General features: G+C 65.7%; 11 protein-coding genes. 5 read left to right on the top strand and 6 right to left on the bottom strand.

What is annotated here, in order from left to right; genetic code table 11:
- Nucleotides 1-13 precede the first annotated feature (13 nt).
- Nucleotides 14-12,697 (bottom strand): hybrid non-ribosomal peptide synthetase/type I polyketide synthase, encoded by a 12,684-nt coding sequence (locus BLR66_RS13830; protein ID WP_093288133.1) that lies wholly within the window; start codon nucleotides 12,695-12,697, stop codon nucleotides 14-16.
- Nucleotides 12,667-13,488 (bottom strand): alpha/beta fold hydrolase, encoded by an 822-nt coding sequence (locus BLR66_RS13825; RefSeq protein ID WP_093288128.1) that lies wholly within the window; start codon nucleotides 13,486-13,488, stop codon nucleotides 12,667-12,669. Before BLR66_RS13825 ends, BLR66_RS13830 begins: the two co-directional genes overlap by 31 nt.
- Before the next feature lie 62 nt (nucleotides 13,489-13,550).
- On the opposite strand from BLR66_RS13825, the gene BLR66_RS13820 reads away from it, so the two are divergent.
- Nucleotides 13,551-14,399, top strand: coding sequence for an alpha/beta fold hydrolase (locus tag BLR66_RS13820; RefSeq protein ID WP_093288123.1), 849 nt, complete (start codon nucleotides 13,551-13,553; stop codon nucleotides 14,397-14,399).
- 32 nt (nucleotides 14,400-14,431) lie between these two features.
- Here the strand turns inward: BLR66_RS13820 and BLR66_RS19485 are convergent, their stop codons facing one another.
- Nucleotides 14,432-15,193 (bottom strand): 4'-phosphopantetheinyl transferase family protein, encoded by a 762-nt coding sequence (locus BLR66_RS19485; RefSeq protein ID WP_093288118.1) that lies wholly within the window; start codon nucleotides 15,191-15,193, stop codon nucleotides 14,432-14,434.
- Nucleotides 15,194-15,651: 458 nt separating this feature from the next.
- On the opposite strand from BLR66_RS19485, the gene BLR66_RS13810 reads away from it, so the two are divergent.
- Nucleotides 15,652-16,146, top strand: a complete 495-nt coding sequence (locus BLR66_RS13810) for a hypothetical protein (RefSeq protein ID WP_093288114.1) — start codon at nucleotides 15,652-15,654, stop codon at nucleotides 16,144-16,146.
- On the top strand, nucleotides 16,146-16,751 hold the full coding sequence (locus BLR66_RS13805; protein ID WP_176943885.1) for a TetR/AcrR family transcriptional regulator: 606 nt from the start codon (nucleotides 16,146-16,148) through the stop codon (nucleotides 16,749-16,751). Before BLR66_RS13810 ends, BLR66_RS13805 begins: the two co-directional genes overlap by 1 nt.
- Nucleotides 16,752-16,894: 143 nt before the next feature.
- On the opposite strand, the gene BLR66_RS13800 is transcribed toward BLR66_RS13805, so the two are convergent.
- The 3 genes from BLR66_RS13800 to nirK are packed head-to-tail and all read right to left on the bottom strand — an operon-like array spanning nucleotide 16,895 to nucleotide 19,755.
- Nucleotides 16,895-17,473 carry an SCO family protein gene (locus BLR66_RS13800; RefSeq protein ID WP_093288109.1) on the bottom strand — a complete coding sequence of 193 codons (579 nt, stop codon included), beginning with the start codon at nucleotides 17,471-17,473 and terminating at the stop codon, nucleotides 16,895-16,897.
- Complete coding sequence (locus tag BLR66_RS13795; protein ID WP_093288099.1) at nucleotides 17,470-18,246, bottom strand: formylglycine-generating enzyme family protein; 777 nt, start codon at nucleotides 18,244-18,246, stop codon at nucleotides 17,470-17,472. The genes BLR66_RS13800 and BLR66_RS13795 overlap by 4 nt, the downstream gene beginning before the upstream one ends.
- Nucleotides 18,247-18,249: 3 nt before the next feature.
- Nucleotides 18,250-19,755, bottom strand: a complete 1,506-nt coding sequence (gene nirK / locus BLR66_RS13790) for a copper-containing nitrite reductase (protein WP_093288095.1) — start codon at nucleotides 19,753-19,755, stop codon at nucleotides 18,250-18,252.
- 12 nt (nucleotides 19,756-19,767) lie between these two features.
- On the opposite strand from nirK, the gene BLR66_RS13785 reads away from it, so the two are divergent.
- Complete coding sequence (locus tag BLR66_RS13785) at nucleotides 19,768-19,956, top strand: hypothetical protein (RefSeq protein ID WP_093288089.1); 189 nt, start codon at nucleotides 19,768-19,770, stop codon at nucleotides 19,954-19,956.
- A gap of 930 nt (nucleotides 19,957-20,886) precedes the next feature.
- Nucleotides 20,887-22,554, top strand: coding sequence for a ShlB/FhaC/HecB family hemolysin secretion/activation protein (locus tag BLR66_RS13780; protein WP_255402754.1), 1,668 nt, complete (start codon nucleotides 20,887-20,889; stop codon nucleotides 22,552-22,554).
- Nucleotides 22,555-22,590: the final 36 nt, after the last annotated feature.

Genomic DNA, 22,590 nt, shown 5'->3' with positions numbered 1-22,590 from the left:
GCCGTGCCGTATTTCATTTCCGCGCACTCCGCCCCAGCCGCGCGATGACCCTTCCCAGCAAACCGCGGGATTGATCCGCCGGCCGCTTCTCCCCGGCCATCGCATCGCATTCGGCGGCGATCTGCTCGAGCGTCTGGAACACGAACGCACGCGGGCTGAGGCTTGCGCCGGTGCGCGTCTGCAGCAGCGCCACGGCGCGCATCACCAATAGCGAATGGCCGCCAAGGTCCAGGAAGTTGTCCTGCGCGCCCACTTGTTCGAGCTCGAGCAATTCGCACCACAGCGCCGCGACCGTGGCTTCGGTCGGCGTGAATGGCCGCCGGTGCGCGGCGGCCGGCGCTGTAGCCACCGCACGTACCGGCGCCGGCAGCGCGTTGCGGTCCAGTTTGCCGTTGCTGGTGGTGGGCAGTGCGTCCAGTGCGATGAAGACCGCCGGAACCATGTAGGCCGGAAGCGTATGGCGCAGGTGGGCGCGCAGTTCTTCCGGTTGCAGCGCATGCCCGTCGCGCAGCACCAGGTAGGCGGCCAGCATGCGCTCGCCACCGGCGCCGGGCGCGAGATGCACCGCCGCCTGGGCCACGGAGGCGTGTCGGGCCAGGGCTACTTCGATCTCGCCGATTTCTATTCGGTAGCCATGCAGCTTGATCTGCTGGTCCAGCCGCCCCAGGTGCTGCAACTGTCCGTCGCTGCGCCAACGGCCCAGATCGCCGCTGCGGTACGCGGCGCCGTTGCCGTCGCTATCGGCGATGAATTTCTCGGCGGTCAGTTGCGGGCGGGCGTGATAGCCCAGGGCCACGCCAGCGCCTTCGATGACCAGTTCGCCGGCGATGCCGATAGGGCAGGGATTGCCGTTGGCATCGACCACTTGCACGCGCGTATTGGCGATGGGACGACCGATGACGATGTCGCCCTGGCCCGCTACGATGCGGGTGCAGGTCGACCACACCGTGGTTTCGGTGGGACCGTACATGTTCCAGAGCTCGCCCACGCGCAGCAGCAGCGCCTCGGCCACTTCCACCGGCATCGGTTCGCCGCCGCACAAGGCTTTCCATTTCCTTCCGCCGCGCCAACCGGCTTCCAGCAGCAGGCGCCAGCTGAAGGGAGTGGCCTGCATGGTGTTGACCTTGTGCTGTTCGCAAATGCGGCGCAGCGCAGCACCGTCGGTGGCGTCTTCGCGGCTAACCAGCACCACCTGGCCACCGACGGTCAGCGGCGCCAGCAGTTCGAGCACGGCGATATCGAAGGACAGCGTGGTCACCGCGGCCAGGCGCGTGGACGCATCGAAGCCTGGTTCGGACTTCATCGATTCCAGGAAGTTGACGACCGAACGTTGCGTTACCCGCACGCCCTTCGGCTGGCCGGTCGAGCCGGAGGTGTAGATGACATAAGCCAGCGCATCGGAGGACAGGCCGCCCAGTGCGGAAGGTGCCGCAGGCTCCGCATCGCCACGGTCCAGCAGCGATTCAAGACCGATCTGCGCGCCGTTGAAATTCGCGAAAGGCGCCGACGCACCGTCGTGCAGCAGCAGGGTGGCAGCGGAATCCTCCAGCATGAAGGCAAGCCGTTCGGCGGGGAATTCCGGGTCCAGCGGCAGGTACGCCGCTCCCGAGCGCAACACACCCAGCACGGCGGCCAGCATGGCCGGCGTCCGTTGCAGGTGCAGCGCCACCAGCGTGCCTTCGCCCGCGCCGCGTGCTTGCAGCGCCGCGGCGATCCGCTCGGCCTGGCTTTGCAATTGCGCATAGGTGAGGGTCTGCCCGCCCTGGATCACTGCCGTGCTGGAAGCGTTGGCAAGGAAGGAGGCCTGCAGGTAGGAGGCGATATCCGTAGCGGCGGGCGCCGGTGCGGATGTCGCGTTCCATTGCGCCAGCTGCGCGGCTTCGCGGGGATCGATGGCGAGCAGTTCGCGCACCGGCGCGCCGGGTTCGGCGGCGATGCGGTCGAGCAGGAACAGGTAGCGCTGCTTCAGCAGTTCGGCGGTTTGGCGCAGCAGGATGTCGGTGTTGAAATTCAGCCCGCCCACCAATCCGTCGTTGCCTTCCAGGAACCAGAGCGCCACATCCTGCGCCGCGGCCGCCTGGAACACCGGCAGGTTTTCATGCGCCAGCCCGCCCCAGCGCGACGGCCGTTGCCGCGCATCCTGGTAGGAGAAGAACGCCTGGTAGATCGGGAAGCGGCTGGGATCGCGGCGCTTGTCCAGCGCCCGCACCAGGTGCTCGAACGGCACGTCCTGGGATGCGAAGGCATCCACGACCTCGTTGCGGACATCCTGCAACAGCGCGGTGAAAGCGGCGCCGGGATCCACGCGCAACCGCAACGGCAGCGCGTTGACGAAGAAGCCCATCAGCGATTCCAGACCCGGCTGGCCGCGGCCGCGCACCGGCGTGCCGATAACCAGGTCCTGTTGTCCGCTGAGCTGATGCAACAACATCGACCATGCCGACAGAAGAGTCATGAATAGCGTGCCGCCCTGCGCCTGCGCCTGCACACGCAAGCGGTCCACGGTCGCCTGCGGAATGCGCAGCCAGACCGTGTCGCCGTCATTGCTGGGAGTCGCGGGACGGGCGTGATCCAGCGGCAGATCCAGCGCTTCCGGCGCATCGGCCAGCTTGGCCTGCCAGTGCTGCAATTGCCGGGTGAGTTCCGGCCCGTCCAGCCAGTCGCGATGCCAGGCGGCGAAATCCGCATAGCTCAATGCGGGCGCGGCAAGCGGATCCTGGCCACCGGCGGCATAGGCCTGGTACAGCGCCGACATCTCTTCGTAGAAGAGATCGAACGACCAGCCGTCCCAGACCAGATGGTGCGCCATGAAGAACAGCACATGCTGGTCCTTGGCCAGTTTGTAGAGGCGTGCGCGGAACAGCGGCCCCTGCTCCAGATCGAACGGCCGCGCGATCTGCTGTTGCAGCCGCTGCATGAGCACGTTTTCGCGCTCGGTGTCGGGCAGATCCGACAGGTCTTCCTCGGGCAGATCCGCGTCGAGCTGCGCGAGCACCTGCTGGTAGGGTTCGCCTTCGTGCGTGCCGATCACGGTGCGCAGCACGTCCTGGCGTTCGACCATCCTGGCCAAGGCGCGCTTCAGCGCAGCGACCTCCAGGGCGCCGTGCAGGCGATGCGCGGAAGGCACGTTGTAGACCGTGCGGCCCGGCTGCAGTTGTTCCAGGTACCAGAGGCGCTGTTGCATCAGCGACAGCGGTGCGCGGGTGGCAACGGGCAGGCGCACGATGGTTTCGACGCTGGCGTCGATGGCTTGCTCGGTAGCGATCCAGCCGGCGAGCGCGGCGATGGTCGGATGTTCGAAGGCCGCACGCAGCGGCACGCTCATCCGCAGTTCGTTGCCCAGCGCGGCGGTGAGTTGCGCGGCCAGCAGCGAGTGGCCGCCGACGCTGAAGAAATTGTCGTATGCGCCGACCTGGGCCAGACCCAGGATGCGCCGATAGTGGGTGGCGACCCGGGCCTGCAGCGGGTCGGAAAACGCCCCGGCAATGTCCTGCTCTTCGGTGGCGCCGGCAGGGTCGGGCGCAGGCAGCGCGTTGCGGTCTATCTTGCCGCTGCCGGTGAGCGGCATGCGTTCCAGGGCGATCAAGCGGCCAGGCACCATGTAGGTCGGCAGACGCACTGACAGATGCGCGCGCAAAGCCTCCTCGTCCAACGTCGAACCCGGTGCGGGCACGACATACGCAAGCAGCCTGACATCCCCCTCGGCGAACGTGCGCGTAACCGCCACGGCTTGGACGACGTCGGGGTGGCTGGCCAACTGCTGTTCGATTTCGCCCAACTCGATGCGGTAACCGCGCAGCTTGACCTGGAAATCGTTGCGACCCAGGCATTCCAGGGTGCCGTCATTGCGCCAGCGGGCGAGGTCGCCGGTGCGGTACAAGCGGCCGTGCCCGGTTTCGACGAAGCGTTCGGCGGTCAGTTGCGGCCGGTCCAGGTAGCCGCGGGCCACGCCATCGCCGCCGATGCACAGCTCGCCCACCACGCCGATCGGAACGCGATTCAGGGCGGCGTCCATCACGTGCAGCTGGGTGTTGGCGATCGGCTTGCCGATGGGAAGCGGAAGGGCCGTATCGATCACGCGATGCGCGCTGGACCACACCGTGGTTTCGGTGGGGCCGTAAAGATTCCAGAGTTCGCCCGTGCGCGGCAGCAATGCCGCGGCGAGGTCGGGCGGCATCGGTTCGCCGCCGCACAACGCTTTCCAATCCGTTCCGCCTTCCCAGCCGGACTCCAGCAGCAACCGCCAGGTCATGGGCGTGGCCTGCATGGCGTTGATTGCGTGTCTTTCCAGCAAAGCGCGCAGGGCGGTGCCGTCGATGGCCTGCTCGCGCCCCACGACCAGCACCTCCGCGCCGACCAGCAAGGGCAGCAGCAGTTCCAGCACCGCGATGTCGAAGGACAGCGTGGTCACCGCCGCCAGGCGCGACTGCGCATCGAGGCCCGGAGCCAGGCGCATGGACTGCAGGAAGTTGGCTACCGAGCGGTGCGTCACCCGCACGCCCTTCGGCCGGCCGGTGGAGCCGGAGGTATAGATGAGGTAGGCGTCGTCGTCGGCCGATCCCTGCGGGGCCGATGCACGGCCGAGGCAAGCGGGAATGTCCTGCAGGCGGATGACGGACGCACCTCGCACCGCCTCGCCCAGCCGTTCCGACAATTCCTGCGTGCTCAGCACGAAGCGCAGAGCGGAATCTTCCGCCATGTAGGCAAGGCGCTCCAGCGGGAACGCCGGATCCAGGGGTACGTAGCATGCCCCCGCGCGCCACGCGCCGAGCAGCGCGGGAATCAGGTCGATATCGCGCTCCAGCAACAGGCCGACGCGATCTGCCGGCTTCACGCCCGCGTCCTGCAACGCGCAGGCGATGGCATGGGAACGCGCGTCCAGCTGCGCATAGCTCAATGTGTCCGCACCGGCGCGCACGGCGATGGCGGCAGGCGAACGCAGCGCTTGTTGGAGGATCAGCGCTTCCACCCGCTGGTCGTTGGCGTATGCCGTTCCGGTGCGGTTCCAGTCTTCGAGTTTGCGCACGTCTTGCTGGCCCAGCACCGTCAGCGCGCCGAGCGCACGCTCCGGATCGGCCGCCGCGTCGGCCAGCAGAAGCTCGAAGGAAGACATCCAGCGCGCCACGGTTTCGGCATCGAACAGATCGCGGTTGTACTGGCATTCCAGGCGCATGCCTTCGGCGCCCAGGTCCACGGCATTGACGAACAGTTCGAACGTCTCGAACCGGCGTGCGTTGCCCAGCACCTCGAAAGACAAGCCGGGCGCCGCATCGCGCTCCAGGGTCATGGCCTGGTCGATGTTGAACATCACGCTGATCAGCGGCAAGCGCGAAGGATCGCGTTGCAGCGGCAGCGACTGCAACAGGCGCCCGAAGGTGACGCGCTGGTGGTCGTAAGCGTCGAGCATCGCCACCCGACTGCACTCCAGCAGCCGGGCGAAAGGCATCGAAGGCTGCATGCGCAGGCGCAGCGGCAGCATGCTGACGCAATGCCCCACCAGGCCTTCATTGCCCGCCGCCTGGCCGGCCACGGGAATGCCTATCACCACGTCGTCCTGGCTGGTCAGCCGATGCAGCAACGTGGAGAAGCCGGCCAGCAGGCTGGCGAACAGACTGGTGCCGCGGGCGGCGCCGACTTTGCGCATCTCCTTGACCAACGGCGCGGGAAGCAGGTGATCGAGCCGGCCCGCAGTCTGGGTGCGCAGACGCGGACGCGGACGGTCGACGGGCAATTCCAGCACGGGGCCGCCGTCGGCGAACTGCTGCGACCACCACTGGAGATCCTCAACATCGTTGCCGGCCTGGCGGGCGGCTTCAACGGCGAAATCGGCGAAGGAGGGCGCGGCCGGCAGCGCGGCGCCCGAACCCAGCTTGAAGCGCGCGTACTCGGCTGCCAGTTCCTTGACCAGCACCCAGAACGACCACCCGTCGAGCACGATGTGATGGCCGGTGAGCACCAGGACGTGGTGCGCTTCCTGCAGCCGCGCCAGCGCCGTGCGCACCAGCGGACCCGCGGACAAGTCGAAGGGTTGCGAAACGTGCTGTTCGACTATCGCGGCGAGCTGCGCCTGGGCTTCTGCAGGGCTGCCCGAACTGAAATCGTGCAACTCAAGATCCAGTGCAGGCAGGGCCGCATGCGTCTGCAAGCTCATACCATCGACGGAGAAGGTGGAACGCAATGCGTCATGGCGGGAAACCAGCGACCGGACCGCCGCACGCAAGGCCTCCACGTCCAGGGTTCCGCGCAGGTGCAGCGAAATGGATTCGTTGTAGGCGAGCGAGGCTTCGGTACCCATCCGGTCGGCCAGCCATACCTCCCGCTGTTGTTCGGTCGTGGGGACCACGCGCGAGCCGCTTGCGGCGATCTCCGATTGCGGTTCTGCCGGCACTACCGGGAAGAAACCGCTTTCGATCATTTCCGCCGCCGCTTCGCGGTAGGCGGAAACGATGCGGGCGATGTCCTCGTCGGTGTGCGCGGTGGTGAGGAAGCAGGGGAAGTTGTCGAGGATGTGGATGCCGCGGTCGCGCAACATCACATACAGCAGATCGCCGTAGGGCATTTCCTCGGTGAACACGTTCCGCCACAACGAGGCGAACGTGGCCAGCTTGAAAGGAGCGCCGAGTTCGCGCATCGCTGCGTTGATCCGCTCGACCATCCCGGCGGTACGCCGGTTCAAGCCTTCCTGGAGTTCGGGCCCGGCGTCGCGCAATCGCTGCAGGCTGGCCTTGGCCGCCGCCAGCGCCAGTGGGTGGCGTACGAAGGTCCCGGCGAAATACGTCACCCCGACCGTAGGCGCCGAATCGTCGCCGTATTCCCAATGGCCGCCGTCCAGCGCATCCATGAAGGGACGCTTGCCGGCGATGACTCCGATGGGGAAACCGCCGCCGACCACTTTGCCGTAGCAAGCCAGGTCGGCTTCGATGCCGAACAGGCCCTGGATGCCGCGAGGGTGCGCACGGAAGCCGGTGACCACCTCGTCGAAGATCAGCACCGAACCGCTTTCCCGGGTCAGCTCGCGCAATTGGCGCAGGAATTCCACCGGTTGGAAGTCCGGGCGACGGCTCTGCACCGGTTCCACCAGGATCGCGGCCAGCTCGTGCGCCCGCTCGCGCAGGATCCGCATCGACTCCTCGGTGCCGTAGTCCAGCACCAGCACGTTCTGCGAAGCCGAGGCCATGATGCCCGGCGCGGCCGGAATGCTGCGCAGCTTGCGCGTGCCGCGCACGATGACTTCATCGAAGATGCCATGGTAGGCGCCGGTGAAGAGGGCGATGGTGTTGCGGCCCGTCACCGTACGCGCGATGCGCATGGCGCCCATCACCGCTTCGGAGCCGGTATTGCAGAACGCCACACGCTCGGCCTGGGTGAGTTCGGTGAACAGCTCCGCGGTTTCGCCGGCGAGCACGTGCTGCGGACCGATCTCGTAGCCGTCCTCGATCTGCTGGTGCAGCACCTCGCGCAGGAAGTCGGGCTGCCAGCCGAACAGGTTCATGCCGAATCCGGACAGCACATCCACGTACTCGTTGCCGTCCAGGTCCCACATGCGCGAACCGCGCGAGCGTTCGATCACCAACTGGTAAGCCAGCTCCTTGGTGAGCGGACGGAAGCCGTTGACCACGCGAGGATCGGCCATGTGGCGACGGTGTTTGGCGGTGTAGGCTTTGGACCCGCCGGTTTTGGAGGTGTAGCGCGCCACCAGCGCATCCAGCCGTTCGCGCTGCAAGGGCGTCATCGCGTCGGCATGGTTGTGGATGCGCGCGATCGCGCCGAAGGCCTTCTTCACGTCGTAGGCGAGCGGCCTGCCGTCGGTTTCCTCTTCGTCGCCGGCCGCGCTGCTGGCCTTGGCCGGCGCGGGGGATGCGGTGATCGCGGCGTTGCCGCCGGCTTCGGCAAGGAAGTCGAGCAACCTGGCCATCGATCCGTACTGCTCCATCATCTGCCGGAACGACACCTTGACCTTGAAGCTGCGTTGCACCTGCAACGAAAGCTGCGTCAGCGCCAGGGAATCCAGGCCCAGCTCCAGCCACGGCGTGGCGCATTCGACCTGGGTCACTTCCAGTCCGGACACTTCCTCGATCACCGATTGCAGTTGCGCAAACAGAGCGCCGTGGACGGCATCGCCGTCGCTGCTAACGGCCATCGCTGCAGGCTCATGCGCGGTGGCGACCTCCTCGGGCGTCGCCGTATCCGGCGCCGTCATTGTTTGTGCGGCGACACCGTCCAGCCAGTAGCGCTGATGCTGGAAGGCGTAGCCGGGCAAGGCCACGCGGCGGCGCGATTCGTGCGCGGTGTAGGTCTGCCAGTCGGGAGCCGCGCCCAGCGTCCACAATTTGGCGAGCGCCGCGGCGATGGCGGAGGACTCGCTTGCCGGCGAATCGGACAGGCTGGCGACGGCGACAGTCTGTCCGCGTTTTCCCACCGCCGCTTGATGCGCCAGCGTGGTCAGCGTGGCGCGCGGACCGATTTCTACGAACAGTCGTGCCGGATCGGCCACCAGTTTCGACACCGCAGGGGCGAAGCGAACCGGCTTGCGCAGATGCTGGGCCCAGTAATCGGGGTCGCAAGCCTGCTCATCGCCAAGCCAGTCGGCGGTGACGGTGGACAGGATGGGAATCCTGGGCGCCTGCAGGAAGACGGATTGCAGCCGTTGCCGCATCGGCTCGACTACCGGCTCCATCATCGCCGAATGGAACGCGTGCGAGGTCACCAGTCTGCGTGCGGCGACGCCTTCGGCTTGCAGGCGCGCTTCGACCCGATCGACAGCCGCCGTGGGGCCGGCCAGCACGCACAGGTGCGGGCCGTTCTCCGCCGCCAGCTCGACGCCGTCTTCCAGGTAGGGCGCAAGTTCGTTGGTGGCCAGGCGCACCGAGAGCATGCTGCCTTCGGGTTGCAGCTGCATCAGCTGGCCGCGCAGTTCCACCAGCGCCAGTCCGTCTTCCAGCGACATGACCTCCGCCAGCACCGCGCAGACGAACTCGCCCACGCTATGTCCGATCAACGCGGTGGGGACGATTCCCCAGCTGATCCATAGCTGGGCCAGCGCGTATTCCAGGGCGAAGATCGCCGGCTGGGTGACGCGGGTGGGCAACAGGGCGTCGGCGTCGGTGGAAAAGAACTCGTTGCGCGGATCGCGCCCGCTCGACTTGCGCAGTATCTCGCAACACTGGTCATAGGCCGCCCGGAATGCGGGCTCGGTCTGGTACAGGCCGTGGCCCATCGAGGCGTACTGGGATCCCTGGCCGGAGCACAGGAATGCGATGTCCGGCGCGCTTTCCGCCAGCGGGCGCTGCGGCAACGGCTCGGCGAACAGGCGCGCGGCCTCCGTTATGGAGCTCGCGACGACGGCATGCCGATGGGCGAACGCGCGCCGTCCCAACCGCAAGGTATGGGCGATGTCGGCAAGCGGCGCAAGCGGGTCTTCGGCGGCGTCGGCAAGATGGGCGGCCAACCGCTGGCAATTGGCCTGCAATGCTTCTGGCGTGCGCCCTGACACCACCAGCAACTGTGCCTGGCGTGCGGACGTTGCGTGGGGCGGCGCCTCGGGCGCTTCCTGCACGACCACGTGCGCGTTGGTGCCACCGAAGCCGAACGCGCTGACGCCTGCGCGTCGCGGCTCGCCGGTGCGCGGCCAGTGCGCCAAACGCGCCAGCGGCACGAAAGGCGTAGCGGCGAAATCGATGTGGGGATTGGGTTTGTCGAAGCCGATCGTCGGCGGCAGCGTGTTCCGATGCAGCGCCAGCGAGGTCTTGATCAGGCTGGCCGCGCCGGCGGCGGTGACCAGGTGGCCCACGTTGCTCTTGAGCGAGCCGATGGCGCAGAAACCGGTGTCGCGCGTGTGGCGCTGGAACGCGCGGGTGAGTCCTTCTATCTCGATCGGATCGCCCAGCGGAGTCGCGGTGCCGTGCGCTTCCAGGTAGGAAATGCTGCGCGCATCGATTCCCGCGCGATCATGGGCCAGGGCGATGACGCTGGCTTGGCCGCCGGGACTGGGCGCAGTGAAGCTGGCGCGGTCGGCGCCGTCGTTGTTGACCGCGCCGCTGAGCAGCACCGCGTAGATGGTGTCGCCCGCGGCCACCGCATCGGAAAGCCTGCGCAGGGAGAGCATGGCCACGCCATCGGAGAACACCGTACCGGCCGCATCGGCATCGAAGGTGCGCGTATGCCCGTCGGGCGAGGCCATCGCGCCTTCCTGGTACAGATAGCCGCTATCGGGTGGGCAGGTAATGGCGACGCCGCCGGCCAGGGCCAGGTCGCAATCGCCGCGGCGCAGGCTCTGCATCGCCATCACGGTGGCGACCAGGGAAGTCGAGCAGGCGGTATGCACGCTGACGGCCGGACCATTCAATCCGAGCTTGTAGGACACCCGGCTGGTCAGATAGTCCTTTTCGTTGGCCAGCATGGTGGGCAGTTCGCCCAGCCTGGCGATGGTGTCCGGGCGCGGCAGCACGTGCTTCTGGTAGTAGCTGGCGTTGTACATGCCGCCGAACACGCCGACCCGGCCCGGCGCGGTTTCAGGCACGTAACCCGCATGCTCGAGCGCATGCCAGGCGGTTTCCAGGAAATGGCGATGCTGCGGGTCCATGAGTTGCGCTTCCAGCGGCGAGATGCCGAAGAAGGCCGCATCGAAGCCCGCGGTATCGTTGAGTACGCCGCGGGCGCGCACGTAGTCGGGATGATCGCGTAGCGCCGGGGGAATGCTGGGGTCGATCTCTTCCGGCGCAAACATGCGGATCGATTCGGTGCCCGCGCACAGGTTGTTCCAGAACGCCTCGATGTCGTCCGCGCCCGGAAACCGCCCCGCCATCCCGACGATGGCGATGGGTTCGTCGGGCAGCGCCGGGCCGGCGTCCCTGCTTTGGGCGGCGAACGTCTGCGCCCGCGCCAGTTTGGCCGGCGTGGGCGACTCGAACAGGCGCATCGGCGTGTAGTCGGCGATCCCGGCGACACGCAGCTGGTGCAGAAGCCGTATGGCCAGCAGCGAGTCGCCGCCCAGCTCGAAGAAGCCGTCGTCGGCGCCCACGCTGTCCAGTCCCAGCACCGACGCGAACGCCGTGCACAACGCAGTTTCGAGTTCGCCGCGCGGCGTGCGGAAAGGCCGCGCCAGATCGGGTCGCGCATTGCCGGGCATGGGCAGTGCGGCGCGATCCAGCTTGCCGTTGGGCGTAACCGGCAGCGCTTCCAGCGGCAGGAATATCGCCGGCACCATGTAGTCCGGCAGCGAGTACTGAAGATGCTGGCGCAGATCGGCCGCGTCGCAGTCGCCGCTCTGGGAGACGACGTAGGCGACCAGCCTTTTGTCCATGCCCGGTCCGGGCAACGCCAGGACCGCGCAGGCTTTCACATTGGGATGGACGGACAGGGCCGCTTCAATCTCCGCCGGTTCGATGCGGAATCCGCGGATCTTCACCTGCTGGTCCACGCGGACGACGAACTTGAGCATTCCGTCGTCGCCCCAGCTGACCAGGTCGCCGGTGCGATACAGCCGGCGGCCGGATGCGTCGATGACGAAGCGTTCCGTATCCAGATCCGGACGCCCCAGGTATCCACGCGCCAGGCCCCGGCCGCCGATATACAGCTCGCCGACTTCGCCCGCTGGCACCGGCTTTCCCCGTTCGTCCAGCACGACCAGCAGCGTGTCGGCGATGGCGCGGCCGATCGGAATGGTCCTGGCCTCGGCGGGCAGATCGCGGGGTATCCGGTAGGTAGTGGCGAAGGTGGTGCATTCGGTGGGACCGTAGCCGTTGCTCAGCGCCAGATCGGGCAGGGCGTGCAGGGCGGTGCGCACGTGACGCGGCGACAGCGCCTCGCCTCCGATCAGCAGTTCCCGCAGCCGCGCCAATGCCGATACGTCTTCGTCGACGATGGAGTTGAAAAGGGCGGCAGTCAGCCACGCGCTGGTGACCCCCAGGGCTTCGATGCAGGCGGCGAGCGCGCGCGCATCGGGCACCGGTTCCTGGAAGATGGCGCAGCGACCGCCATTGAGCAGAGGTCCCCAGATTTCGAGGGTCGAAGCGTCGAATCCCAGCGGGGCGGCATGCAGGAAGCAGGTGTCGGCGTCCAGCGTCGCATAGGCGATATCGCCGACCAGACGCACGATGGAGCGGTGTTCGATCTGCACGCCCTTGGGCGCGCCGGTCGATCCGGAGGTGTACATCACATAGGCCAGGCCACTGGCGGACGTACGTTCGGGCAGGTCCTCTGCGGCTTGCGGGAGTTCGGCCTCCAGCGCTTCCAGCGAGAGCAGATGGGTAGACAGCCCGACCAGCGCGCTACGCGCCTGGTCGCTGGCGATCACGATGTCGGCGCGCGCATCTTCCAGCAGCGCCTGCAGGCGCGCGCGCGGATAGGCGGGGTCCAGCGGCAGGTAGGCGCCACCGGCCTTGAGGATGCCAAGGGCGACGATCACCGCCTCGGCCGACCGCGGCAGGCACAGGGCGACCGGCTGGTCCGGCCGGCAGCCGAGCGAAATCAGATGGCGTGCGACTGCATCCGAGCGCCGGTCCAGACCTGCGTAGTCGAGCTGGCCGCCCTGCCAGACCAGCGCCAGTCGCTGCGGATGCGCGAGCGCGCGTTCCCGGAACAGCGCGTGCACCGTCGCTTCAGGCCGAAAGTTGGTCTGGTTGTCGCTGTTCCCGTCGCCAGACTGGTGGGGCCGTTCGGCACCCGCTAGTCCGCCCCCCGGCGTTGTGGACTGCATTCCATGACCCCTGTGACGATGGATGCTATTTCCCGGGCCGGCACCAGCGCACTGTTCAGCGCCGCGTCCGAGTTCCAGGTAGTCCCTTCCATAACGTCGATCCAGCGCAGGGCCGGACAGGGTTGCCACAAAGTGCGCAGACGCTGCATTTGCGTGGAGTCGCGCGTGCTGACGACGGTGATGTGCCTGGTGCGCGGCAGTTCTGGCGCGATGTCGATCCCGGCCATCTGCGCCGCCAGCGTGGCGCTGATGGGCATGCCCAGCGCTTCGGCGGGAAAGCCTCCGTCATTCCCACCCGACTGGAAATCCGTGCGCCCGAGTTCTTCGTTCAAGTAGGCCGCATGCATTCCCGCCAGTTCCTGCAGGTAGAGATCTCCGCGCACCACAGGATCCCAGAGCACCAGGTGCGCGATTCCCAGGTTTTCGCGCCGCGCGCAAAGCGTCGCCAGCGCAGCCCCGAAACGCAGGCCCACCAGCACCACTTGCGAGCTGCCCGACTGGCGCCGCGACTCGCCGATGGCCGCTTCTATGTCGTCGACCCACTGCTCCACCGTCGAGTCGATGGCATCGCCCGAAGAATCACCGGTGCCGGAATAGTCGAAGCGCAGTGTCGCGTAGCCTTCGTCCTGCAGTTTTCCGGCCAGTACCCGGTAGGCGCGGTGCGCTCGCGCGGCTTCCTCGCCGAAGGGATTGCACAACAGCACCGAGGTGCCGCCGGCGCGAAGCCGGGGCGCCGGGTGCGATGTACCCAGCAGGCTGCGGCCATTGCCTTCGAAGTACTCCACGTTCATCCGACAGCCCCCTGGTACTGCGGTTACGATACTTGCACGCTGGTCACAATGGTTGATGATCGATGTCGACGGAGCAAGCGGCAGTGAAGGAACGGGTGGCGTGGTTCGGCGACGAGGAAAACCTGATCGCCATCGTTTCCGATCCCCCTGCGCCGCCGGCGCCGGTGACGGGCGTGTTGATCTTGAACGCGGGCGTGCTGCATCGGGTCGGCCCGCACCGGCTGCATGTGAACCTGGCCCGCGCCTTGGCGGGACTTGGCCACCGCGTCGCCAGGATGGATCTTTCGGGCATCGGCGACAGCCGCGCGCTGCCCGGACGCATGACTTTCCGCGAGAGTTCGGTGGCCGACATCAGGTCCGCGCTGGACAGCCTTGCCGCCGAAGGGGATTCATCGGGTTTCATCCTGTTCGGCATCTGTTCCGGCGCCGACAACGCCTTGGCCGCGGCGGAGACCGATCCGCGCGTCCGCGGCGTGGTGGTGGTCGACCCACCGGCCTACGCAACCAGGCGCTCGCAAATGCGGCAATCGCTTGGCCGCGGCGGAAGGATCGGCGCTTGGCTGCGTTTGCCTCTGCGTTTCGGACGATCGGCCATGCGCCGTATCGCCAAGACGTTACGGGCGCCGTCTTCGGCCCAGGCGCATTCGGGCGGTCGCGAGGTACCACCCATCGATCAATACCGCCGACAGTTGAATGCGCTGGTCGATCGCGGCGTCCGCATCCTGGCCATCTATTCGGGCGTATTGGGCGCGCGTTTCAACCATGAAGACCAGTTGTTCGAAACCTTTCCCGAACTGAGAGGCAGGGTCGAGAGCGCTTTCTTTCCGCATGCCAACCATACCTTCACCGAACTGTCGGCGCAGGCCGAGCTGCAGGCGCTGGTGGTGCGATGGTGCAGATCCTGGACTTGAGCGGCATCGCCGACTGGCCGGCTGCCGCTACATCATTCCTGCGCGACCGGCCTCAGTTCGCTGCCGGACCATTCGGCGCGGCGCACGCTGACATTCGCTGCTACGCCCGGACTGCACAGGCATAACGCAGCGGCGTGCGCCGGACCGGCATCGATCGTGTGGAAATGCCAGTGTTCCGGATAAGGCTCGGTACTCGGAGCGGCCTGCAGTCTTGGAGATCCCTCTTGTCCGGAACCGACGAAGCCGATGAGGTGAGGCGATATTTCCAGGCCAATGCCGCGTGCCTTGAGATAGGACTCCTTCAACGCCCAGAGCTGGAAAAAGGCGTTGCGGCGCTCACGCTCGGGCAACCGCCACAACGCCTTGCGCTCATCGGGCGTGCAGCAATGCTCGACCAACTCGGGCGGCAGTTTTTCGCCGATCTCTTCCACGTCCAGGCCCACCAGTACAGTCCCGCTAACCGCGCATGCGACCATCCCGCGCGTATTGGCCGCGCTGAAACTTACTGCTTTGGCCTGCGCGGGCGAAAGCACCAAGGGGCGGCGACCGGGTTCCGATGAGAATCGGATGTCGGCCATGGCTTGCGGAGGAATTTCCGCGCAGTGCGCCACCGCCAAGCGCTGCAGCAGGCGTGAAGCCGTGGCGATTTCGCGGTCGCGCGGAAACCGGAAGCGCGCAATATGCGAACGGTCCTGCGCATCCAGAAACTGCAGCGCTTGGCCGGCGTGCGGTGAAGCGAGCAGAACGTCCGGTGTGGACAGGAACACCTGGACATCGGGCGGCACGTTCGACATCGGCGAAGTCTATAGGCCGGAAACCGCTATGTCCGCTTTGGGCCAGGGATTCATTTGATGGATGCAACACACTTCCCTGCTTCGGATCGCAGCGCTGCTTGAGCGATACCACTGCTGGTCCGGAACGTCTGAGATATCCATCGACGCAGCGACGACGGTCTCTGCTCGGTGCCGAGCTTGGCTGAGCGGGAAGCGATCTCACGCGGGGTGGCGGCAGGACTGTCGATCCATTCGATCGCTGTTTCGCAGGGGGCGCGCCGGTTGGCAACAAGCTCCAGCGGCAGTTTGTCGAGCGAATGGACCCGCCAGAGCGCCACCTTGGTACGGCGGCAGACCCAGCGTCGAGACGCTGCCTGCTTAAGAGACAGCTGGGGTGCCCCGGCAGCGCGACGGGTCGGGTAGTTGACAACCTACCTACTGGTAGGTAGTCTAAACTCCTCTTCTACTGGAATGACTCCATGGGCATCTCCCCTCTTGGCTGGCTTCATACGCTCGGAAGCCTCCCTGCCATACCTCTTGCCGCCTATATGCTGGTCAGGCATGGACGAATCGTTCCTGCAAGCAGGGCAGGGCGGGCGTATTTCTGGTTCATGTTGCTGGGTGTGCTCACGGTCTATCCCATTGCGCATCAACCCATAAGCTCGATCATCGCCACGGTCACGCTTGCGGTGCTTCTTCTGGGCTATGGCGTCTCAAGGTGGCCCATGGCCAAGCGGTTCGGGAAGTACATCGAGACGATTTCACTTAGCATCAGCGTCTTCCTGCTGATGGTGCCCACCGTAAGCGAAAGTCTGCGTAGGCTGCCTGTCGGCGATCCGCTGGTGACCGATTTGAAAGACCCGCTTCTGCTCGGTGTGCAGGGCGCGCTGTTCTTGGCGCTGATCGTTGGCATTCCTTTGCAGATGCGCGCGCTGTACAAGCGGAAAGCCGTTCAAAACAAGGCAGGCAGTTGATGACGTCATCCCGCTCAGATTCGCAGTTGCAGTACTCGCCCAAAGCCCAGGAGATCATTCGGAGAACGAATGAGCTATTGGCATCGGGCGGATACAACGGCTTCAGCTACGCGGATATCGCCGAGTTGGTCGATGTAAGAAAAGCCAGCATCCACCATCACTTCCCCACCAAAGCGGATCTGGTGAAAGCAACCGTCGCCCTCCATCGGGACGCAGTGCGGCGCGGCCTGCAGTCGCTTGATGAGTCAACCGCCGATCCCCTGGAGCGCCTTGTTGCTTACTGTCGTTTCTGGGCGCAATGCATCGAAGAATCAAATCCTCCAATCTGCATCTGTGCACTGCTGGCGGCGGAGCTGCCGGCTGTGCCGGCCGAAGTCGCAGATGAGGTCAAAGGGCACTTCAGAGACCTCCATGCATGGGTTGCCTCCACGATGGAGGAGGGGAAGTCGAAGGGCAGCATGCAACTGGCTGACGCCCCGTCGGCGGAGGCCTCCATGTTCATGGCGTCGATACACGGTGCAATGCTTGCCGCCCGGGCGGCTGGCGACGCGTCGCTCTTCTCGGAGATTGCGAAGTTGTCCACTGATCGCCTGAGAATCGCATAGCGGCATATCGACGGACCGGATCTGTTGGCTGTCCGGCTATCGGCCGGAAGCGGGCATCGGGCCGATTGAAGCGACCGCCAGCGGATCGACCAGCTTGCGGTCCCTGTCACGCAAGCGCAGGCGTGTGCAGATTCCAGTTTGCCTCATCTAACCAGGACGCGGCGCACGGCCGCCATGAATTCCGGATCGACCTTGCTGCCGACCTGCTCGGTGCGCGCTACGACGCGTCCCTCCGCGTCGAGCAACACCAGGGCGCTGGTGTGATTGAATTCGCCGTCGGCGAGTTGGCGATAACGCACGCCAAGAATTCCCGCAACGCTTCGCACGTCCGCTGCCTTCGGGCTGGCGAGCGTCCATTGCGCGGCGTCGAGATCGCGCTTTTTCGCCACGGACATGAGCGCGGCAGGCGTGTCGCGAACCGGGTCCATGCTGATCAGCAGGAAACCGATGCGGCCGCGTTCGGCCGGCGTGAGCGCATGCTCTACGCCCTTGCCGCTGTTCACGATCAAAGGACAGATGTACTGGCAGGAGGTATAGAACATGGCCACGACTTGTGGTCTTCCGCGCTTTTCTTCCCAGCGCCAGACCTTGCCATGCTGATCGGTCAGTTGCAGCGGCAGCCTGTAGACCGAATCTTCGGGTATCGGCGCCTGGGCCGGCGAAGCCAGTGCGCCTGCGGCGAACAGCAGCAGAATCGCGGGAATCGAACGGAAGCGGTTCATGGGGCGCTCCTGGCGCAGCGGAAGCCGAGGCTGGTGGTGGTGTCGCGGGCTTCGAGGGAAGACAGCAAGGCCACGCGCATCAGCACCGCGTAGTTGTCCCGGTCATCCATCGACAGCGCGCCAGCGCCGCAAAACCTGGCCTTGTCGGCATCGCCTTGATTGCGGTTGTCGGCCGATACCAGCAGGGAAGAAAAATCTTCGGTCCATTCCCAGACCAGACCGTGCATATCCTGTATTCCGTATGCGTTAGGCGCCTGCAGTCCAACGCGCGGCAAGGCCTGATTGGAGGGCTTGGAGTACCAGGCGAGGATGCGTTCGCGCCACGCAGGATCCTTGCGCGCGTCGCGGCGGCTTTCGTCGGCGGCTGCTACGTACTCCCATTCCGTCCAGGTCGGCAGGCGCGCGCCTATCGATTCGCAATAGGCATTCGCCGCGAACCAGCTTACCGAAGTCACCGGTTGCTGCAGCAGCACCGGGGAGCCGGGATCGGTAGCCGAACGCCAATGGGAAAGATAACGGGCCTCTGCGAAAACGTTCGCGATGCGATCGCGGCGCCATTCCGGGTGCGCCTTCACGAACGACAGGAATTCGGCATTGGTGACGGGCCGCCGCATCAGCGCGAACGGCGCCACGCGTTGCCCGTCGGGGCGATCTTCGTACTGCAGCGCCGACTTGAACGCCCCGCCCGGCAGCCCTGCATAACGTCCGGCCGCGCCGGCGGTGAGTCCGGCGATGGGCAGGAAGATCAGCAGCACGGCGATCAGGCGACGCACTGCTCAATGGCCTTCCGACGCGTTCGCCGGCTTCGACGACCGGATCTGGGCTGCCTCGGCCTTGGTGACGCGTCCGCCCGGATTACCCCAGCTGTTGAGGACATAGGTGGCGATGTTCGCGACTTCGTCGTCGGTCAGCTGGCTCATCGGCGGCATGTTGGAGTTGTAATCCGTGCCGTTGACTTTCACTGGGCCGACAAGTCCGTGCAGGATGATGTTCGGCACCCGTTTCGGGTCGCCTGCGATGTAGTCCGACTTGGCCAGCGGCGGGAACACGCCCGCCATGCCCTGGCCTTCGGGTTGATGGCAGGTCGAGCAGGTACCGGCAAACAGCGCCTTGCCCGCCGCGATCTGCTCCTCCGTCGAAAGATCGCCCGTCTTCGCAGCCGCGGCCGCGGTCGCTACCGCTTTCATGTCTTTCTGCGCGCGGTCGCCAAGGTACACGTAGTCGACCTCTTTGCCGGAATAGATTTCCTTGTTCTCCGATCCATCGGCCTTCAGGATCGCCAGTGCGCCCTTGTTGAAGGCGCGGAATATCGAGTGATCGACCAGCACGTAGCTGCCCGGCACCTCCACATGGAAATCCATGATCGCCGCGCCGCCGGAGGGGATGAGCGTGGTCTGCACGTTTTCCTGGAAGCGGGTGCCGCCTTCGAACCAGACCTTGTCGAAGATTTCGCCGATCACATGGAAGCTGGACACCAGATTGGGGCCGCCGTTGCCCACGTACAGGCGCACGTTGTCGCCGACGTGCGCGGTCAGCGCCTTGTCGCCGGTCAGCGACCCTTCGCTGCCGTTGAACAGCACGTAGGTGGGGTGTTCGTCGATGGCCTTTTCCATGTCGAAGGGTTGATGGCCTTTTTCGCGATACTTGCCCGTCGTATAGAAATCGCCCTGCATCACGTAATACTCCTTGTCGACCGGCGGCAAGCCTTCCGGCGGTTCGACCAGGATCAATCCGTACATTCCGTTGGCCACATGCATGCCCACCGGCGCGGTGGCGCAGTGATACACGTACAGTCCGGCGTTGAGCGCTTTGAAGGTGAAACGCGAGGAATGCCCGGGCGCGGTGAAGCTGGATGCGGCGCCGCCGCCGGGGCCGGTGACGCCGTGCAGATCGATGTTGTGCGGCATCTTGGATTCGGGCATGTTGCGCAAGTGGAATTCGACCGTGTCGCCTTGGCGCACGCGGATGAAGCTGCCGGGTACCGTGCCGCCGAAGGTCCAGAACGTATAGGTGACGCCTTCGGAGATCGGCAGGTCCTTCTCTATCACGTCCAGCTTTACGATCACTTTGGCCGGGGCCGTGCGGCCGGTGGGCGGCGGCACCATGGGCGGCGAAGTCAGCACCGCGTCGATCTCGCGTCCCTGCGGCGGGCCGAAGTCGCCCTTGCGGGAGCCGCCGGTATCGGCTGCGACCGCTGCAGCGGATTCGGAACCCGATTCCTTTGTGCAGCCGCCCACGACCAGCAGCATGGCAATCGCGATACAGGACAGTGCGCGTTTCATGGTGTTCCCCTAGTGAGCGATGTTTCAGCCGGCCGGATCGATGGCAGCGGTCGCGTTGCGCAACGCATCGGCGAAACCGTGGTTCGCGTCGCGATGTCCGGATTTCCAAAGCATTCCGCGAAGACGGTGCCGGCCAGCAACCGCAAGCGGCAGGTGATGCCGAAGACCACGCGGTCGGACCAGCCGCCGAAGCCGTGGTGAGCGTCCATATTTCCCATGTCGTGCCGTATCCCAGCATCGGCGGACGCGCATAGGGCCCGTCCCATCCATGCACGTACGCTAGTCCTCGATGGCCCGGCCATACATGATCTAGATCAAGCGGATGGCCAAGTCCGCGGAAAAGCGGCGCGGCTTGACCAGGATCAGGGCCATGGCCGGCACGAAGCGGTCTGGTGGAACCACGCCGGTAACGGTGCGGGAAGGGAGTCGGGCAATGGGCCGCGAATGGAAGTGGGGTGGATTCAAGCCACTGGCACGGTGTGCACGGGTTCGCGAGACTTGCCACGCACATCCAGCAGTGGACTAAATCCGCAGTAGCGGCGATACGCATCGCCTCGACAGAACATCCTGGTCATGCGATCGCGCAATCGGGATCTTCGAGAACGGGTTGTCGAGGCCGAAACTGGGACTGCGCTGGCGACGGCCAAGTGGTCTTGTCCGAGGCGCGCATCGTGGAACTGACGGTTTTGGGTATCACCGTCTGCAAACCCTTCTCCCTGCGACCAACGCGACGCCCATTCGCTTCGCATAAGGCTGGGATGCGCAGACACAACGCCAACGTGAGCGCGAAAAATATAAGTGTGAGTGACATTGCTCTACCCGCTCGATAGTTGAAGGCTCCGAAAAGTCAGAGCAGCTCAACGTTGGAGTGATTCCAATCACTTTTGTCAGCCAGTATTCTCCGGCGACGGTCCGGTCGTTCTCGAAGCGCGAACGTAACGTTCGCCAGTTTGCGCGGATAGGACGTCGAATGTACGGATAGGATGTGTCTCCATGGACGACCATTGTCGCTAGGAGTGCGCCTTGGAGGCTGGAAGCCTTACTCAAAAAAAGACACGGCTAAAAACCAGGTGTCGTTTTCTCCAGATTAATGTGAGCTCACTGACACTGGCGCTTGCCAGTAGTTTGCTGGTGCCGCTCCTGCCCGTGAAGGCGCAATCGGCGCCGCCCATAAGTGTTGATCAAAGCGCGCAGGAGTTGTTGCGCCAACAAGAGCGCGAGCGGCAATTGCGCGAGCAGCAGGAACGCACGCCCGATGTGCGGCTGGAAGCGCCCGCGGCGGACGCGGCGCTGCGTCTTCCCATCGATGAACGGCCTTGTTTTCCCGTCCGGCGCATCGAACTTGCAGGCGAGGCCGCCGATCGGTTTCGCTGGGCGCTGAAGGCCGCCGATCCCTCGTACGATCCAGCCACCGGAGGCTGTTTGGGCACCGAGGGCGTCAATACCGTACTCAAGCGCGTGCAGAACGCGATCGTGGCGCGGGGCTTCGTCACTACGCGCGTGCTGGCGGCGCCGCAGGATCTCACGGGCGGCGTGCTGACCCTGACTCTGCTGCCCGGCCGCATTCGCGCGATCCGCTTCGTTGAAGGCACCGACTCGCGCGCCACGGTGTGGAACGCGCTGCCCGCACAGCCCGGGGATCTGCTCAACCTGCGCGATATCGAGCAGGGACTGGAAAACTTCAAGCACGTGCCAACGGCGGAGGCCGATATACAGATCGCACCGACCGAGGGCGACGATGCCCGGCCCGGCGATAGCGACCTGCTGATCCGCTGGGTGCAGTCGCGGCGGTTCCGCGCCAACCTGTCCATGGACGACTCCGGCAGCGCGGCGACGGGTGAGCTTCAGGCCGGCGCGACACTGTCGTGGGATCACCTGTTGAGGGCGAACGATCTGTTCTACCTCAACCTGGGGCACGATGTCTTCAACCATGAAGGCCAAGGCACCCGTAGTTGGACCATTCACTACGACGCGCCGCTGGGCTACTGGCTGCTGGGCGCCACTGCCAGCGGCTACGAGTACCACCAGAGCGTCGACGGCGACAGTCAGTCTTACGTCTACAGCGGCAGCAGCCATAACGCCGAACTGCGCGTCTCGCGCTTGCTGTTCCGTAACGCAACGATCAAGTCCGGTGCCTACGGACGCGGCTGGTACCGCGACTCGGACAATTTCATCGACGACACCGAGGTGCTGGTGCAGCGCCGGCGCATGGCGGGCTGGGAGGTCGGCCTTACCCACCGGCAGTTCATCGGCGCGGCTACGCTCGACGCCAACGTGGCCGTACGCCACGGCACCGGTGCTTTCGATGCGTTGCCGGCGCCGGAAGAGGCTTTTGGCGAAGGCACCTCGCGATCGAAGTTGATCACCGCCGACGCGCAGCTCAGCGTGCCGTTCCAGTGGGGGAAGCAGCGCCTGCGGTATACCGGCGCCTGGCGGGCGCAGTGGAACCGCACGCCGCTGGTGCCGCAGGACCGCTTCGCCATTGGCGGGCGTTACACCGTGCGCGGCTTCGACGGCGAGGCATCACTGAGTGGTGAGCGCGGCTGGCTATGGCGCAACGATCTGGGCCTGACTCTGGGCGGCGGCCAGGAGCTGTACCTCGGCGCAGACGTCGGTCACGTCAGCGGTCCGTCCACGCAGCGGCAACTCGGCAATCGCCTGGCCGGCGCGGTGATCGGTCTGCGCGGCGGTGCCGGTCGCGCGTACTGGGACCTGTTCGTCGGCGCGCCGATCGACTCGCCGGACGGCTTCCCCACGGCCTACACCACCACCGGTTTCAACCTCAGTTGGTCTTATTGATCGCGCGCGGCGCGATTCACCGCACCGCGTCGTGGA

Source organism: Pseudoxanthomonas sp. CF125 (assembly GCF_900104085.1).
Taxonomy (GTDB): Bacteria; Pseudomonadota; Gammaproteobacteria; order Xanthomonadales; family Xanthomonadaceae; genus Pseudoxanthomonas_A.
Note: the sequence above shows the minus strand (reverse complement) of the source record. Positions and strands in the feature narration are given on the sequence as shown.